Genomic DNA, 16,847 nt, shown 5'->3' on the forward strand with positions numbered 1-16,847 from the left:
CAATGACGGCGGAGCACGCTCACGTCACGGTGGTCTTCGCCGGCCAGAGCGAGTCGTGGGCCAAGTGGATCGACCACCAGATCAGGGCCGCGGGCCGCGGCAGCACACTCGTGCGCTGGAATCCGCTGCGCCGCCTTCCCGAACCCGAGGCCCTCACCGAGCTGCTCAGCGCTCCCGGACGCATCCTCCTCGTCATCGACGACTGGCACGAGCGCCTCGGGGCGGAACGCTTCGGGGCATGGGCCGAGGTGCTGCGCGAGGCCCTGCCGCAGCACCCGGACCGCATCGCCGCCGTCAGCATCACCGCCCAGCCCATGCCGCAGGCCGTCATCGCGCTCGCCCCCGTCGAACTGCGCGGACTGCGCCCCGAAGTGGCCCGCAGCCGCGTCCTGGAATGCGCCGGCGTCCCAGCGCCCAGCACCCTCGTCGACCTGTCCCGCGGCCCCCGCTTCCCCGACGACCCGCCGGCCGTATGGCAGGCGCCGCGCCGCAACCGCCGGTTCATCGGCCGCACCGAACTGCTGGAGAAGGTGTACGGCGCCTTCTCCGCCGCGGGCGCCGACGGCTGCTCCGTGGCGCTGCTCGGCCCCGGCGGCGTCGGCAAGAGCCAGCTGGCTCTGGAGTACGTCCACCGCTTCGCGGGGGAGTACGACATCGTGTGGTGGGTCAGCGCCGCCGGACGCGTCACCGCACGCCAGAAGTTCGCCGAACTGGCCCCCCGGCTCGGCATCACCGACGCCGGCGACCTGGGCGCCACCATCAGGGCCGTCAAGGGCGGACTCGACGCCACCGCACAACCCTGGCTGCTGGTCCTGGACGGGGCCGGCGACCCCGAGCGCGTCCTCGACCTCGTCCCCGAAGGCCGTGGCCATGTCCTGGTCACCACGCACCGCAGCGAGTGGGCGGCGCACGCCGCGACCATGACCGTGCCGGTCTTCGAACGGAACGAGAGCGTGGCGTTCGTCGGCCGGCGCACCGCGCGCCTGAGCGACCGTGAGGCGGAGCAACTCGCCGACGCCGTACAGGACATGCCGCTGCTGCTCGACCAGATGGCGGGCTGGCTCGACCTCAACCGCACCGCATCGGTGGACGACTACATCCGAGAGCTCCAGGAAGGCAGGCCGGAGGGCTTCGGCGTCCTGGAGTCCGCGCACTACCCGCAGAACTTCCGCGTCGTCTGGTCGACGCTCTACAACAGCCTGCGCGACGACTTCCGGCCCGCCTGGGACCTGCTGAACCTGCTCTCCTGCTTCTCTCCCGAAGTGGTGCCCGTACGGCTGCTGCAGACGGCCCGGCACAGCGACCTGCCGCCCGGCCTCGCCGACCTCGTCGGCGAACCCAGCAGCTGGAACACCGCGCTGCGAAGGCTCTCCGAGATCACCTCCATGCGCGTCGAGTACGAGCAGGGTCCGCGCGACATCCAGACCGTCGGCACCCTGCGCATGCACCGCCTCTTCCACCGGTACGTGCGCTCCGTGCTGTCCCCGCACGACGCCGCCCGCCACTCCGCCGCGGCCCGCAAGGTGCTCGTCTCCGCGGACCCGCGCGATCCGGGCTCCGCGGGCAACTGGGCGCGCTACGCCGACCTCATCCCGCACCTGGAGCCCTCCGGCGCCCTGGAGGCCGGGGACGACGACGTCCGCGAACTCGTCCTCAACTGCATCGAGTACCTGCGCAGCCGCGGCGAGTACCACGACGGCTGGTGGCTCAGCCATCAGGTCGTCGAGCACTGGCGCAGGGCATCGGGTGACACCGACCGCTCCGTCCTCGTCGCCGTCCACCAGCTCGCCAACATGCTGCGCAGGCTGGGGCGTTACCCGGAGGCCGAGGAAGTGGGCCGCGAGACCCTGCGCCGCCTCCGCGGCGCACAGAGCGTCCGGCCCATCGAGGTGATCCGCGCCAAGGACGGCCTCGGCGGCACCCTGATGGCGCTCGGCCGGTACGCGGAGGCACGCACCCTCTTCGAGGAGGCCGCCTCCGACGCCGCCGAGGAACTCGGCGGCGAGACCGTACCGCGCACCCTCACCATCCGCAGCAACCTCGCCGTGGCCCTCGGTCTGCAGGGTCGGTACGTCGAATCGCTCGCCCTGCACCGCAGGATCTTCGAGGCCCGGGTGGACCTGCTCGGCGGCAAGCACCCGCTCACCCTCAACTCGGCGCTACGCACCTCCTGGATGCTGCGGCTGCTCGGCAGCTACCGGGAGGCGCTCGCCATCCAGGGCCACAACTCCCGCGTCCACAGCCAGGTTCTGGACCGCACCCACAGCCAGACCCTGCATGCCGAGCACAACCTCGCCCTGTGCGCCCGCCGCGACGGCGACCTCCAGTTCGCGCATGCCATGATGCGCGGCGTCCGCGAGAAGGTGCTGCGCAGGCGCGGCGCCCTGCACCCGGAGACCCTGATGGTCTCCTGCGACTACGCCATGCTGCTGCGCCAGCTGGACCGGATCGAGCAGGCCAGGGAGCTGGCCGAGACCACGGCGACCCGCTATGCGGCCCAGCTCGGCGACCTGCATCCGTACACCATCGGGGCCCGGGACAACGTGGCCACCGTCATGCGGGACATGGGCGAGACGCGCGGCGCGCTGGAGCTGTCACTGCGCACGACACAGCAGATGGAGGAGGCCGTCGGGCGGGAGCACCCGTGGGCCATCGGCTGCGCGAAGAACGCGGTGGCCGCACTCGCCGCCGTCGGCGACGCCGAGACCGCCGCGACCCTCGGCCGGGACGCCGCCGAGCGCGCTGCCCACGCTCTCGGTGAAAGCCATGTGCTGACCATCAGCCTCAAGGCGGGGCTCGCCATCGACCTGTCCGAGCTGGGCGAGCCGGACGAGGCCGATCAGCTGCACCGGGACGCGGTCGGCCGGCTCACCGGGCTCCTCGGCGCCGACCACCAGCACACCCGCTACATCCTCGAACGGCAGCGCCCCTACTGGGACTTCGAGCCCCAGCCGATCTGAGACCGGTCGGCGAACGCCGGTGGGCCCGGCCCCGAGTCGCAGGAACTCGGGGCCGGGCCCACCGTACGTACATCCGCCGAGGCCTAGGCCTCGAACACCTCACGCACCAGCTGCTCCTGCTCCGCCTGGTGCCGCTTCGCGGAACCGACGGCGGGGGAGGAGGAGTGCGGACGCGAGATGCGGCGCAGGCGCTCGCCGTGCGGGACGTCCGCGCCGACCGCCAGGTCCAGGTGGTCGATCAGGTTGAGCGCGATGAACGGCCAGGCACCCTGGTTCGCCGGCTCCTCCTGGGCCCACAGGTACTTCTCGGCGTTCGGGTACTTGGCGATCTCCGCCTGGACCTCGGCACCCGGCAGCGGGTACAGACGCTCGAGGCGGATGATCGCGGTGTCCGTGATGCCGCGCTTCTTCCGCTCGCCGTCGAGGTCGTAGTACAGCTTGCCCGCGCAGAAGACGACCTTGCGGACCGCGGCCGCGTCGACCGAGTCGTCGCCGATGACGGGGCGGAAGCCGCCCGTCGTGAACTCCTCCGCCTTCGACGCGGCGGCCTTCAGACGCAGCATCGACTTCGGGGTGAAGACCACCAGCGGCTTGTGGTGCGGGTTGTGCACCTGCCACCGCAGGAGGTGGAAGTAGTTCGACGGGAGCGTCGGCTGGGCGACCGTCATGTTGTTCTGCGCGCACAGCTGGAGGAAGCGCTCGATGCGCGCGGACGAGTGGTCCGGGCCCTGGCCCTCGTAGCCGTGCGGGAGGAGCAGGGTGACGCCGGACGTCTGGCCCCACTTCTGCTCCGCCGCCGAGATGTACTCGTCGACGATCGTCTGCGCGCCGTTGACGAAGTCGCCGAACTGCGCCTCCCACAGCACGAGGGACTCGGGACGGGCCAGCGAGTAGCCGTACTCGAAGCCCATGACCGCGTACTCGGAGAGCAGGGAGTCGTAGACGTTGTAGCGGGCCTGCTCGTCCGACAGGTAGAGGAGCGGGGTGAAGTCCTCGCCCGTCTGCCGGTCGATGAGGACCGCGTGGCGCTGGCCGAACGTGCCCCGTCGGGAGTCCTGGCCCGACAGGCGGACCGGGGTGCCCTCCAGGAGCAGCGAACCGATGGCCAGGGTCTCGCCCATGCCCCAGTCGATCGTGCCGTCCTCGATCATCGCCGCGCGGCGCTGCAGCTGCGGCAGCAGACGCGGGTGCACGGTGACGTTGTCGGGGATGTTGACCTGGGACTCGGCGATGCGCTTGACGACCTCCTGGGAGATCGCGGTCGTCACGGCCACCGGGAACTCGGCCTGCGGGTCCGGGACATGCGCCTCGGACGGAGCCGCGACGGCCTCGCGGACCTCGGTGAAGACCTTCTCCAGCTGGCCCTGGAAGTCCTGCAGCGCCTGCTCGGCCTCTTCCAGCGTGATGTCGCCGCGACCGATGAGGGACTCGGTGTAGAGCTTGCGCACCGAGCGCTTCTTGTCGATCAGGTCGTACATCAGCGGCTGCGTGAACGCCGGGTTGTCCGACTCGTTGTGACCGCGGCGGCGGTAGCAGATGAGGTCGATCACGACGTCCTTGTTGAACGCCTGACGGAACTCGAACGCGAGCCGTGCGACACGGACGACGGCCTCGGGGTCGTCGCCGTTCACGTGGAAGATCGGCGCCTCGATCATGCGGGCCACGTCGGTGGCGTACATGGAGGAGCGCGACGACTCCGGGGCGGCGGTGAAGCCGACCTGGTTGTTGATGACGATGTGGACCGTGCCGCCCGTGCGGTAACCGCGCAGCTGCGACATGTTGAGCGTCTCGGCGACCACACCCTGGCCCGCGAAGGCCGCGTCACCGTGCAGGGCGACCGGCAGGACCGTGAAGTCCGTGCCGCCCTTGTTGATGATGTCCTGCTTGGCGCGGACGATGCCCTCGATGACCGGGTCGACCGTCTCCAGGTGGGACGGGTTGGCGGCCAGCGAGACCTTGATCTGCTCGCCGTCGAGGCCCGTGAAGGTGCCCTGGGCGCCCAGGTGGTACTTCACGTCGCCGGAGCCGTGCATCGACTTCGGGTCGAGGTTGCCCTCGAACTCGCGGAAGATCTGCGCGTACGACTTGCCGACGATGTTGGCGAGGACGTTCAGCCGGCCGCGGTGGGCCATGCCGATGACGACCTCGTCGAGCCGGGATTCCGCCGCGCTGTCGATGACCGCGTCAAGGAGCGGGATGACGGACTCGCCGCCCTCCAGGCTGAAGCGCTTCTGGCCGACGTACTTCGTCTGCAGGAAGGTCTCGAAGGCCTCCGCCGCGTTCAGCCGGCGCAGGATGCGCAGCTGCTCCTCGCGCTCCGGCTTGGAGTGCGAGCGCTCGATCCGGTCCTGGATCCACTTGCGCTGCTTCGGGTCCTGGATGTGCATGAACTCGACGCCGGTGGTGCGGCAGTACGAGTCGCGCAGCACACCGAGGATGTCGCGCAGCTTCATCAGGGACTTGCCGGCGAAGCCGCCGACCGCGAACTCCCGCTCCAGGTCCCACAGGGTGAGGCCGTGCTCGGTGATGTCCAGGTCGGGGTGCTTGCGCTGGCGGTACTCCAGCGGGTCGGTGTCGGCCATGACGTGGCCGCGGACCCGGTAGGAGTGGATCAGCTCGAAGACGCGCGCGGCCTTCGTGACGTCGTCGTCGTGGCTGGCGTCGATGTCCTTGAGCCAGCGGACCGGCTCGTAGGGAATGCGCAGGGCCTCGAAGATCTCGTCGTAGAAGCCGCCCTCGCCGAGGAGGAGGTTCGCGACGATCCGCAGGAACTCGCCGGACGCGGCGCCCTGGATCACCCGGTGGTCGTAGGTCGACGTGAGCGTCATGACCTTCGAGATGCCGAGCTTGTTCAGGGTGTCCTGGGAGGTTCCCTGGAACTCCGCGGGGTAGTCCATGGAGCCGACGCCCATGATGACCGACTGTCCGGGCATCAGACGCGGGACCGAGTGGACGGTGCCGAGGCCGCCGGGGTTGGTCAGCGAGACCGTGACGCCGGTGAAGTCGTCCATGCCGAGCTTGCCGTCGCGGGCGCGCCGGACGATGTCCTCGTAGGCCTGCCAGAACTCGAAGAAGTTCAGGGTCTCGGCCTTCTTGATGCCCGCGACCACGAGCTGGCGGTCGCCGTTGGGCTTCACCAGGTCGATGGCGAGGCCGAAGTTGATGTGCTCCGGCTTGACCAGGGTCGGCTTGCCGTCCTTCTCGACGAACGAGTAGTTCATCGACGGCATGGCCTTGATGGCCTGCACCATCGCGTAGCCGATGAGGTGGGTGAAGGAGATCTTCCCGCCCCGGGCACGCTTCAGGTGATTGTTGATGACGATGCGGTTGTCGAAGAGCAGCTTCACCGGGACGGCGCGCACGGACGTGGCCGTGGGCACCTCCAGCGAGGCGTTCATGTTCTTCGCGACGGCACCTGCGGGACCGCGCAGCGTCACGTACTCGGGGCCCGCGGGGGCCTCGGTCGCGGGTGCGGCGGCCGGCTTCGCGGCAGCGGCAGGCTTGGCGGCGGCCGGAGCCGCCTTAGCCGGAGCCGGAGCAGCGGCCGGGGCCGGAGCGGCGGCAGCGGGCTGCGGCGCCGCAGGGGCGGCCGGAGCAGCCGCGGGCGCGGCCTGGGCCGGAGCCGCGGGTGCGGCAGGAGCCGCGGTGGTGGGGGCTGCGGCCCCCGCGGCCGCAGTACCCGCCGGAGCCGAGGCGGCAGGAGCCCCCGGCTTGTAGTCGGCGAAGAAGTCCCACCAGGCTCGGTCTACCGAATTCGGGTCCTGGAGGTACTGCTGATAGATCTCGTCGACGAGCCACTCATTGGGACCGAACGCCGCGGCGGGGTTCTTCCCGGCGGCTTGGTCATCGGTCGAGATGCTCGAGTTACTGGGGGACTGTGGCGACACGGCGGCAACCGCCCTCTTCCGCTTCACAAGGTGATGGACAGCGGGAATAAAGGCTACGCCTCCATGGCCGAGAGGTGCAGGCCGGGCCGGTCATCGTCGCGTAAGTCACACCGGAAGCTGTGTTTCAGGCAAGGAAATGGCGGGAAACAAGCGGGGTTCCAGTGCGGAATGGGTACGTCGACCCGGGCCCGCTGCCCTGACGGCGCGGCCCTTTGCCTGCTCACACGTGTCCCGCAGCGGGGACAGCCGTGGATCTTGTGGCTCCGCTTCGAACCCTACGTCAACTCGGCAGCGGAGGGAGTCCCGGAAGAGTGACCTGGATCCGGCAACCGCGCCGGGATTCGGCCACACCGATCCGCCCGCCGTGGAGATCCACCGCCCAGCGGGCGATGGCCAGCCCCAGACCCGTACCGCCGTCGCTGCCCGGTCCGTGCGGCGCGGGGACCCCGCCGCGGTTGAAGCGCTCGAAGACCCGGTGCCACTCCGACTGCGGAATGCCGGGACCCTCGTCCAGGACCTCCAGGTCCAGTGACTCCGGGGCGGTGCCGCGCCGGGCCTTCACCGTGACGCGGCCGTGCGGCGGGCTGTGCTTGACCGCGTTGTCGATCAGGTTGGCGACGACCTGGTGGATCCGTTCGGGGTCCGCGTGCGTGGTCAGCTCGGGCGGGGACACGTCGAGGTGCAGATGGACGTCGGTGCGCGTGTGGCTGCCGGAGCCCGAGGCGATGCCCGCGCGCACGGAGGCGACCATGTTGGCCTCCTTCAGCACCCCGGACAGGTACGGCCACACCTCGAAGCGGCGCTTCTTCAGTGGTACGACGCCGTTGTCGAGCCGGGAGAGGTCGAGGAGCGTCTCGACGAGACGCCCGAGACGCTCGGTCTGCTTCAGGGCCGTGCGCATCGTCTCGGGGTCGGCGGCGGAGATGCCGTCCACGATGTTCTCCAGGACCGCGCGCAGACCCGCGATGGGCGTACGCAGCTCGTGCGAGACGTTCGCCACGAGTTCCTTGCGCTGGCGGTCCTGGGCCTCCAGCTCGTCCGCCATGACGTTGATCGTCTCGGCGAGGTCGCCCAGCTCGTCCCGGCGGTTCTCCCGCACCCGGCGCGTGTAGTCGCCGTGCGAGATGGACCGGGCGACCGCGTTCATGTCGTCCAGCGGCGCGGTGAGCGAATGCGCCACGAACTGCGTTATCAGCAGTGTGGCGATCATCGAGAAGACCGTGATGAAGCGCAGCTCGGTCTTGGTGTGCACCGCGATCATCGACAGCCCGGTGGTGATCAGCACCGAGATGACGACGAGCGCCCCGAGCTTCGTCTTGATCGAGAAGGGACGCAGACCGCCCCAAGGACCCGTGCTCTTGCTCGGCTCGCCGAGACCGCTCATGACGTCAGCCCTCTCACGAATCTCGAATCACGAATCAGGGAGTCGGGGTCTCCAACGCGTAGCCCACGCCGTGGACCGTGCGGATCCGCTCCGCGCCGATCTTCCGGCGCAGCGCCTTGATGTGGCTGTCCACGGTCCGGGTGCCGGACGCGTCCGCCCAGTCCCACACCTCGGCGAGCAGCTGCTCGCGGGAGAGCACCGCACGCGGGGTGTTCGCCAGGCAGACCAGCAGGTCGAACTCGGTGGGCGTGAGGTGGACGTCCTCGCTGCGCACCCGCACCCGGCGCTGCGCGTGGTCGATCTCCAGCTCGCCGAGGCGCAGGATCCCGCTGCGCGGCGTCGAGGCGGCCACGACGGCGCGCTCCACCCGGCGCAGCAGCACGTGCACACGCGCCGCCAGCTCCCGCATGGAGAACGGCTTCGTCATGTAGTCGTCGGCGCCGACACCGAGCCCGACCAGCATGTCGGTCTCGTCGTCGCGCGCGGTGAGCATCAGCACCGGCACCGGGCGCTGGGCCTGCACACGGCGGCAGACCTCCAGACCGTCGAAGCCGGGCAGCATGATGTCGAGGATCAGCAGGTCGGGCTGCCAGGCCTCGGCGGTGTCGACGGCGGCCGGGCCGTCGCCCGCGGTCTGCACGAGGAAACCCTCGGCGCGCAGGCGGGCCGCGATGGCGTCGACGATCGTCGGGTCGTCCTCGACCACCAGCACCCGGCGCTGTGCGCCCTGCGTCGCCGCCGCCGTGCCGTTGTGGGATGTGTGGGTCTGCTCCATCGCCCGCCCCTGAGGTGTGCTTTCCGGAATCCGTGGGGTGATCCCATGACTGCGCTTGACGCTTGAATGATCCGCGTCAGGTGAGCAGAGTACGGGCAGTCACCGTGCTGGGGCTATCCAGGTCGGACCGCGAGGTGGACGACGTCCGGAACGCCCCGGGCAACCGGGATCTCTTCGGTACGCACCCGTTGGAACCCGGCATTCCACAAACTTCCTTCAAATTCCGGAGAGGGCTGGGCCGACCACACGGCGAGTACCCCGCCGGGCCTCAACATCCGTGCGCAGCTTGCCAGTCCGGCCGCCGAGTAGAGGCCGTCGTTGCCCTCCGTGACCGTCCAGCCGGGCCCGTTGTCGATGTCCAGGCACAGGGCGTCGTACGTGGCGGAAGTCTCATTGACGTAACTGATCAAGTCGGCTTCCACGATCTCGGTGCGCGGGTCGGCGAGCGCCCGGGAGGACAGCTCGGCCAGCGGTCCCTCGCGATGCCAGTCGATGACGGCCCGCTCGCGCTCCACCACGCTGATCCGCCCCCACCCGGGGCCGCCCGCGGCGTGTGCGAGCGAGAAGCCCACGCCGAGTCCGCCGATGAGCAGGCTCGGCGCCGCGCGCCCGTCCAGGGCGTCCAGGGCGGCGTCGACCAGCAGCCGCTCCGAGCGGCCGTCCGATGTGTCCATCAGGAAGCACCCGTTGGCGATGATCTGCAGCAGCGTCCCGTGGCGCCGCAGCACGACCTCGCCGTAGGGGCCCTCGCGACGGTCGATGACTTCCGGAATGTCGTACGAGGTGGCCATCGGCCCATCCTGGCAGCCAACCCGCACCGGGCGCCCGGAAATTGCCGGCAGTCACCCCGGAGGGCCGCCGGACGCGGAACAACCTTTGGAGGTTGCTGTGAATCGGGTCTCGCGTGGCGGAGGTCATAGACAGGGACAGGCGGGACACCGAAGGCTGGGGGACGACGGAAGGAGCGCCTCACCTTGGACACCGCGCACCGGACCGCGCCCGCGACGCCCGACATCGCCGAGGACGCGCCGCCCTTCCCGCTGCTGGACGGCATCCCGCAGCAGCGCGCGGCGGCACCGGTCGCCGCGGACGCTCCCCTCGCCGGCGACGGCCTCACGGGCGGGGCGGATTCGGACCCCGTCGCCGCGAGCGGCCCTGAAGAGGCCGCCGTTGCGGCGCCCGCCGACCCCCTCGCCCGGCTCCGCACGCTGCGCCCCTGGCGGCTGCTGCCCACCCCCACGGGCACGCCGTTCACCTTCTTCTACGCCGTCGTCCTCGGCCTCGTCTCGGTCGTCTCCGAGCACATCGACCCCGCACTCGTGCACAGCCTGCGCCAGGGCTCCAGCACGGACGTCGCCCACCTCCTGAGCGACCCGATGCTGGTGCTGCCCGCCAGCGCCCTGTGGATCGTGGGCGGCCTGACCTCGCCGTACGCGATCGTGTTCCTGCTCGTCCTCACCGCCCTGGAACGGCGGACGGGCGCCACATACGCGGCGGGTGTCTTCCTGCTGGGCCATGTGCTCGCGACCCTCGCCACCGAGGTCCCGGTCGGTGTCGCCGTCTGGGCCGGCCACCTTCCCGACAGTTCTCTGCACCGCCTCGACTACGGCATCAGCTTCGGTGTCGCGGCGAGCGTGGGCGCGCTGGCCGGGCTGCTGACGCCGTGGCTGCGCTGGCCGCTGCTGACCGTCTTCGGCGCTACGCTCCTCGACGACCTCATCGCGTTCACGGACCCGCTGACGAACTGGGGCCACCTGCTGGCCCTGGCGACCGGCATCGCGACCTGGCCACTGCTGCGACGCCGGCGGCGGTGACCACCGGCCCTCAGGGGCGGGGCGGTTCAGGAGGCGGGCGGTGTCCAGACGTACGGAGTGGTGGTCGTCACCGCGTGCAGGCCCAGCCGCTGGAGGATGGGGGAGCTGTCGTCCGAGGCGTCCACCTGCAGGTACTTCACGCCGCGGGTGACGGCGAGTTCGGCGCGGACGGCGACGAGGGCGCGGTAGATGCCCCGGCCCCGCCACTCGGCGAGCGTCGAACCGCCCCAGAGACCGGCGAACTCCGTCCCCGCGCGGAAGACCAGCCAGGCCGCCGAGACGACCTCGCCACCGGCCTCGGTGACGAACACGGCGATCTCGTCGGGAGCGGCGGCGACCCGGCCGATCAGATCCTTGGCCAGCCAGCTCATGTCGTCGCCCCAGACGGCCGTCTCCAGGGCGGCGATGCGGTGCATGTCGGCGTCCGCCGTGACCTGCCGCAGCACCACGTCCCGCGGCGGCTCGGGCTGCCCTACGGCCATGTCCGCGGCGGAGCCGACGAGCACCGTCTCGCGCTCCTCGGGCACGAAGCCCGCGGCCCGCAGCCGGTCGGTGAGATCGGCCGGGACGTCGTGCCCGCGGGTCTTCCACTCCACGGCCTCGCCCCGCGCGGCGAAGAAGTCGCGCTGCCGGGCGATCAGCCCGTCCAGCTCCGCGCCCCGCACACCGAGGTCGCGCGGCCCGCCGACGAAGCCGCGGAACTGGCCGACGATCCGCAGCAGCGGCCCGTCCTGTTCGTGGGTGATTCCGGCGGGCGGGTTCGGGGGAGCGCCGCGCATCTGGTCGTCGTAGGCCGCGAGCAGGATCTCTTTGTCTGTCACGGGGGTGACCGTACGGGGCATAAAGACGGTGGGGACATTGGTTTTCCGGGTGCGGCAGGAGCCCGGCGGAGGTGATCGCTCAGAGCGAACGCCCCCTGGGGAACATTCAGGGGCTCACAAGCATTGAGTCGGCATAGCTCAACTTGCTTGTCGAGAGGAAGATCATGGCTGCCGAGTCCATTCCGTCCACGCCGCTCAACCTGCCCGTGCTGCCGCTCGACGACGAGGTCGTGCTGCCCGGAATGGTGGTGCCACTGGACCTGAACGACCCCGACGTACGCGCCGCTGTGGAGGCCGCCCAGGCCGCCGCGCGCTCCACGCCGGGCAAGCCGAGGGTGCTGCTGGTGCCGCGCATCGACGGGACGTACGCGAGCACGGGTGTGCTCGGCACCGTCGAGCAGGTCGGCCGGCTCGCCGACGGCGACCCGGGCGCGCTGATCCGCGGGCGCGGACGGGTGCGCATCGGCGCCGGCACCACCGGTCCCGGTGCCGCGCTCTGGGTCGAGGGCACCCGTGTCGAGGAGACCGCGCCCGACCCGCTGCCCGGCCACGTCACCGAACTCGTGAAGGAGTACAAGGCCCTCGCCACCAGCTGGCTGCGCAAGCGCGGCGCCTGGCAGGTCGTGGACCGTGTCACGGCGATCGAGGACGTCTCCGCGCTCGCCGACAACTCCGGCTACTCGCCCTTCCTCTCCATTGAGCAGAAGGTCGAGCTCCTCGAGACCGCCGACCCGGTCGCCCGGCTGAAGCTCGCCACCGAGCAGCTGCGCGAGCACCTCGCCGAGCAGGATGTCGCCGAGTCCATCGCCAAGGACGTACAGGAAGGCGTGGACAAGCAGCAGCGCGAGTTCCTGCTGCGCCGCCAGCTCGAAGCCGTCCGCAAGGAGCTGCGCGAGCTGAACGGCGACTCCACGGACGGCGAGGAGTCCGACGACTACCGGGCCCGCGTCGAGGCCGCCGACCTCCCCGAGAAGGTGCGCGAGGCCGCGCTCAAGGAAGTCGAGAAGCTGGAGCGCTCCAGCGACCAGTCGCCCGAGGGCTCCTGGATCCGCACCTGGCTCGACACCGTCCTCGAACTCCCTTGGAACGAGCGGACCGAGGACGAGTACGACATCACGGGCGCCCAGCGCGTGCTGGACGCCGAGCACGCCGGTCTGCAGGACGTGAAGGAGCGCATCACCGAGTACCTCGCGGTGCGCAAGCGGCGCTCCGACCGGGGCCTCGGCGTCGTCGGCGGGCGGCGCGGCGGCGCGGTGCTCGCGCTCGTCGGCCCTCCCGGCGTCGGCAAGACCTCGCTCGGCGAGTCCGTCGCCCACGCGATGGGACGCAAGTTCGTGCGCGTCGCGCTCGGCGGTGTACGGGACGAGGCGGAGATCCGCGGCCACCGGCGTACGTACGTCGGCGCACTGCCCGGCCGTATCGTCCGCGCCATCAAGGAGGCCGGGTCCATGAACCCGGTGGTCCTGCTCGACGAGATCGACAAGGTCGGCTCCGACTTCCGAGGCGACCCGGCCGCGGCCCTGCTCGAAGTCCTCGACCCCGCGCAGAACCACACCTTCCGGGACCACTACCTGGAGGTCGAACTCGACCTGAGCGACGTCGTGTTCCTCGCGACGGCGAACGTCCTGGAAGCCATTCCGGAGGCGCTCCTTGACCGTATGGAACTCGTCCGGCTCGACGGTTACACCGAGGACGAGAAGGTCGTCATCGCACGCGACCACCTGCTGCCCCGGCAGTTGGAGCGGGCCGGTCTGGAGAAGGCCGAAGTGACCCTGGACGAGAGCGCGTTGCGCAAGCTCGCCGGTGAGTACACGCGGGAAGCCGGTGTGCGCACCCTGGAGCGGGCCATCGCGCGGCTGCTGCGCAAGGTCGCGGCACAGCACGAACTCGGTGAGCGGGAGCTGCCGTTCACGGTGACCGACGGCGAGCTGCGCGACCTGATCGGGCGGCCGCACCATGTGCCCGAGTCCGCGCAGGACCCGGCGGAGCGCCGCACGGCGGTGCCCGGTGTCGCCACCGGTCTCGCGGTGACCGGCGCGGGCGGTGACGTCCTCTTCGTGGAGGCGTCGCTGGCCGATCCGGAGACGGGCGCGGCGGGTCTGACGCTGACGGGCCAGCTGGGTGACGTGATGAAGGAGTCCGCGCAGATCGCGCTGTCGTTCCTGCGCAGTCGCGGCGCCGAACTGGAGCTCCCCGTGGGCGATTTGAAGGACCGGGGCGTGCACATCCACTTCCCGGCGGGCGCGGTCCCGAAGGACGGGCCGAGCGCGGGTGTCACGATGACGACGGCACTGGCGTCGCTGCTGTCCGGACGGCTGGTCCGCACGGACGTGGCGATGACCGGCGAGGTCTCCCTCACCGGACGTGTCCTGCCCATCGGCGGCGTCAAGCAGAAGCTGCTCGCCGCGCACCGGGCCGGCGTCACCACCGTCATCATCCCCAAGCGCAACGAGCCCGACCTCGACGACGTCCCCGCCGAGGTCCTCGACAAGCTCGACGTGCACGCCGTCACGGACGTCCGCCAGGTCCTGGAGCTGGCGCTCGCCCCGGCGACGAACGGCGCGGGCCGGGAGGTTCCGGTGGCTGCCTGACCGCTCAGGTTTCCGGCGGCGGCGTGACGGACGCTGCCGGACAGGGAAGGCCCGGGTCCCGTGAGGGAGGCCCGGGCCTTCGCCGTATCCGTATCCCTTCCCGGATCAGCCGTTGGCGAGTGCCTGGACGCGGTCCAGGGCCCCGTTGAACTTGTCGTGGTCGCCCACCGTCGGGCCGGACGACGTGTACTGCCACATCGTGTAGTAGCCCCAGCCTGCCGGGAGAGTGCCCGGGTCGGAGGCGTAGCGGGCGATCCAGAGCGGGCTCGCGGAGGCGAAGCCGCCGTAGTTGCCGGTGCACTGGGTCCACCAGCTGGCGGCCGTGTAGATGACGGCGTCACGGCCGGTGCGCGCCTTGTACTGGCTGAGGAAGCTGCTGATCCAGCTGACCATGCCGCTCTGTGTCTTGCCGTAACAGGCCGCCCCGTACGGGTTCCACTCGATGTCGAGGGCGCCCGGCAGTGTCCTGCCGTCGGCGGACCAGCCGCCGCCGTGGTCCACGAAGTAGTTGGCCTGGGTGGCGCCGGTCGTGGTGTCCGGGGTGGCGAAATGGTACGAGCCGCGGATCATGCCCACGTTGTACGAGCCGTTGTACTGCTGCGCGAAGTAGGGGTTCGTGTAGTACGTCCCCTCCGACGCCTTCACGTACGCCCATTTGACCCCGCTGCTCCACAGGGTCGACCAGGCGACGTTGCCCTGGTAGGCGCTGACGTCCACGCCCTCCGTCTGGGTGGCGTCACCGCTGCTGGGCAGGCCGCCTTGGCCATCGTGCGCGATGACGCCGATGCCCATGCGGGCGGAGCCGCGGGCGGGGGTGTCGGCGGCCGGGGCGGGCAGGGCGAACAGCAGGGAGAGGGCGGCGAGCAGGATGCCGACCGCGGGGATACGCCGCAGGGCGCCCGCGCGGCGGGAAGTTCCGGTTCCGGATCTGTGCACAGGCATGGGATGCCTCCGAGAAGCTCGGTGGTGCGCGATGGTGCTCGGTGGGGGGACGCTGAGGGCATGCGCCGACCGTGGGGGGTCAAGTCCTCATCGACTTGTCGGTGGCGTGGGCATGCCAGTGATTGCCTGATAAAGAAGCTACGCACGTAGAAGACCGCGTGGGAAGAGGGCCCGGCGGCTGCCGTTGGTCTACTCCTGCGAAATACTGACGGAGCTGCGGCAATGGCGACTTTTGGCAGAAACTTTCAGGATCGGGAAACCGGGTCAGGGGCTTGACGTGCACGAGGACGGAAACGGCGGCGGGCCGCGTGTCGAATCCGAAGCGTCGGGAAGTGGTGTGGACCAGGAATTCCTGTCCCTGGAACGGGAGTTGACCGTGTTTCTGCGGCGTGCCCGGGCCGCTTCCGGTGACATGGTCCGCGAGGTCCACCCCGACCTGGAGTCCTCCGCGTACGGACTTCTCGTACGCCTGGAGGAGTGCGGCCCCCAGCGGGCCACCGAGCTCGCCGCGTACATCGGCGTCGGCAAGGCCACGATGTCCCGTCAGCTGCGGGCCCTGGAGGAGCTGGGCCTGGTCGCCCGCGAGCCAGACCCCGCCGACGGCCGCGCCTGGCTCGTCCGTCTCACGGAGGAGGGCCGGGTCCGCTTCGGCAGGGCCCGCGACGCACGCCGTGCGCGCTACGTGCGCGAGCTGTCGGGCTGGGACCGCGGCGAGGTGGCCGAACTGGCGCGGTTGCTGAACCAGTTGAACACCGGGATGGAGCGGCGGTAGCGGAGCCACCGGCCGGGCCGCTCCGATCACAGCTCCACGAACACCACCGTCGCGTCGTCGTGGGTCTTGCTCCGCCGCAGATGCACGCGTTCCGTGTCCGCGCGTTCCAGCGCGCGGACACGGTCGATCAGCGACTGCCCGCCCTCCTTGCGGACGACCGTGAAGCAGGCCCCCCAGTCGCCCTCGCCGAACTTCTCGACCCAGCGGGTGGCGCCGTCCGTCAGGGCGGCGAGGGCGCGCACCCCGGCGCGCGGCAGTGTGCCGGTCACCGCGCGCGAGGCGACCGAGGGATCCGCGGCGGCGGTGAAGAAGCCGCCCTCCTTGTTGCGCACCGTCGCGTCGGCGACGGCGTCCGTGGCGAGGGAGGTGCGGGGGAGCAGGGACAGGCGCTCGTCCAGTACGGCGGTGACGGCGCCGTCCGCGGACTCCACCAGGAGCGCCGAGTCGGAGAGGACCAGGTATTCGACGGTGTCGGCGGACCAGCGGGCCAGCACGACGGTTGCCTGAGGCGTACGCGGGTGAGAAAGGTCACAGGAATCGGTGTGGGCCTCGGCGGTGCGGCGGATGGCCTCCGCCAGCACCGCGGACAGCGGGAGATCCCGGCGGGAAACGGATAGTTCGGTCAGGGCTCCGCCGAGGCGTGAGGCGAACCACGCGACGGAATGCAGACACGCGTAGTCGTCCGCCGGCGGTGTCACGCCGTCCAGGACGACCAGCGAACCGCCCTGTCCCGCGGCGGGAAGTCCGACCGATGCGAAGTCCTCATTGGGGCGAGCCGGGTCGCCGGGCTCCGAGACGAGTTCAGTGCGCATCCGGCCAGTCTGCACGAGCCCTTCACAAGGACCACGAAAGGCTGGCATCGGTTGCCGAACAGGTGCAGACCAGCAGCTCAGGCGCCGGG

11 protein-coding genes are annotated in these 16,847 nt (G+C 70.7%); 4 read left to right on the plus strand and 7 right to left on the minus strand.

Going from position 1 to position 16,847, the window contains the following annotated elements; all coding sequences use genetic code 11:
* The first annotated feature begins 2 nt into the window (after positions 1–2).
* Entirely contained in the window at positions 3–2,960 is a 2,958-nt protein-coding gene (gene fxsT, locus AB5J56_RS16105) for an FxSxx-COOH system tetratricopeptide repeat protein (protein ID WP_369233416.1), read from the plus strand.
* An 83-nt stretch (positions 2,961–3,043) separates the two neighbouring features.
* Here fxsT and AB5J56_RS16110 read toward each other — a convergent pair whose 3' ends face one another.
* From AB5J56_RS16110 to AB5J56_RS16125, 4 genes are all read right to left on the minus strand, one after another.
* The gene (locus AB5J56_RS16110) at positions 3,044–6,847 is read right to left on the minus strand and encodes a multifunctional oxoglutarate decarboxylase/oxoglutarate dehydrogenase thiamine pyrophosphate-binding subunit/dihydrolipoyllysine-residue succinyltransferase subunit (RefSeq protein ID WP_369233417.1); all 3,804 of its coding nucleotides are present in this window, start codon (positions 6,845–6,847) and stop codon (positions 3,044–3,046) included.
* 280 nt (positions 6,848–7,127) lie between these two features.
* A complete protein-coding gene (locus tag AB5J56_RS16115; protein WP_369233418.1) occupies positions 7,128–8,231 on the minus strand; it encodes an ATP-binding protein in 1,104 nt (367 codons plus the stop codon).
* Between the two features lie 34 nt (positions 8,232–8,265).
* The gene (locus AB5J56_RS16120; RefSeq protein ID WP_369233419.1) at positions 8,266–9,006 is read right to left on the minus strand and encodes a response regulator transcription factor; all 741 of its coding nucleotides are present in this window, start codon (positions 9,004–9,006) and stop codon (positions 8,266–8,268) included.
* A gap of 113 nt (positions 9,007–9,119) precedes the next feature.
* Positions 9,120–9,797, minus strand: a complete 678-nt coding sequence (locus tag AB5J56_RS16125; RefSeq protein WP_369233420.1) for a spermidine synthase — start codon at positions 9,795–9,797, stop codon at positions 9,120–9,122.
* A 183-nt stretch (positions 9,798–9,980) separates the two neighbouring features.
* On the opposite strand from AB5J56_RS16125, the gene AB5J56_RS16130 reads away from it, so the two are divergent.
* Positions 9,981–10,820, plus strand: a complete 840-nt coding sequence (locus AB5J56_RS16130; RefSeq protein ID WP_369233421.1) for a rhomboid-like protein — start codon at positions 9,981–9,983, stop codon at positions 10,818–10,820.
* A gap of 26 nt (positions 10,821–10,846) precedes the next feature.
* Here AB5J56_RS16130 and AB5J56_RS16135 read toward each other — a convergent pair whose 3' ends face one another.
* Positions 10,847–11,641, minus strand: a complete 795-nt coding sequence (locus tag AB5J56_RS16135) for a GNAT family N-acetyltransferase (RefSeq protein ID WP_369233422.1) — start codon at positions 11,639–11,641, stop codon at positions 10,847–10,849.
* Positions 11,642–11,805: 164 nt separating this feature from the next.
* Between AB5J56_RS16135 and lon the strand changes: the two genes are divergently transcribed.
* Positions 11,806–14,232, plus strand: coding sequence for an endopeptidase La (gene lon / locus AB5J56_RS16140; protein WP_369233423.1), 2,427 nt, complete (start codon positions 11,806–11,808; stop codon positions 14,230–14,232).
* A gap of 105 nt (positions 14,233–14,337) precedes the next feature.
* Here lon and AB5J56_RS16145 read toward each other — a convergent pair whose 3' ends face one another.
* On the minus strand, positions 14,338–15,174 hold the full coding sequence (locus AB5J56_RS16145) for a lysozyme (protein WP_369233424.1): 837 nt from the start codon (positions 15,172–15,174) through the stop codon (positions 14,338–14,340).
* A 277-nt stretch (positions 15,175–15,451) separates the two neighbouring features.
* Here AB5J56_RS16145 and AB5J56_RS16150 point away from each other — a divergent pair, with 277 nt between their 5' ends.
* Entirely contained in the window at positions 15,452–15,946 is a 495-nt protein-coding gene (locus tag AB5J56_RS16150; protein ID WP_369233425.1) for a MarR family winged helix-turn-helix transcriptional regulator, read from the plus strand.
* 26 nt (positions 15,947–15,972) lie between these two features.
* Here AB5J56_RS16150 and AB5J56_RS16155 read toward each other — a convergent pair whose 3' ends face one another.
* Positions 15,973–16,758: a protein phosphatase 2C domain-containing protein gene (locus AB5J56_RS16155; RefSeq protein ID WP_369233426.1), complete on the minus strand. Its 786-nt coding sequence runs from the start codon at positions 16,756–16,758 to the stop codon at positions 15,973–15,975.
* Positions 16,759–16,847 lie beyond the last annotated feature (89 nt).

It is taken from the genome of Streptomyces sp. R21 (genome assembly GCF_041051975.1).
In the GTDB taxonomy this organism is placed as follows: domain Bacteria; phylum Actinomycetota; class Actinomycetes; order Streptomycetales; family Streptomycetaceae; genus Streptomyces.

Excerpts from the sequence above, each read along its gene's own strand:
- fxsT (WP_369233416.1), top strand. The coding sequence starts at position 3 with ATGACGGCGGAGCACGCTCACGTCACGGTGGTCTTCGCCGGCCAGAGC.
- AB5J56_RS16115 (WP_369233418.1), bottom strand. The coding sequence starts at position 8,231 with ATGAGCGGTCTCGGCGAGCCGAGCAAGAGCACGGGTCCTTGGGGCGGT.
- AB5J56_RS16120 (WP_369233419.1), bottom strand. The coding sequence starts at position 9,006 with ATGGAGCAGACCCACACATCCCACAACGGCACGGCGGCGGCGACGCAG.
- AB5J56_RS16125 (WP_369233420.1), bottom strand. The coding sequence starts at position 9,797 with ATGGCCACCTCGTACGACATTCCGGAAGTCATCGACCGTCGCGAGGGC.
- lon (WP_369233423.1), top strand. The coding sequence starts at position 11,806 with ATGGCTGCCGAGTCCATTCCGTCCACGCCGCTCAACCTGCCCGTGCTG.
- AB5J56_RS16145 (WP_369233424.1), bottom strand. The coding sequence starts at position 15,174 with ATGCCTGTGCACAGATCCGGAACCGGAACTTCCCGCCGCGCGGGCGCC.
- AB5J56_RS16155 (WP_369233426.1), bottom strand. The coding sequence starts at position 16,758 with ATGCGCACTGAACTCGTCTCGGAGCCCGGCGACCCGGCTCGCCCCAAT.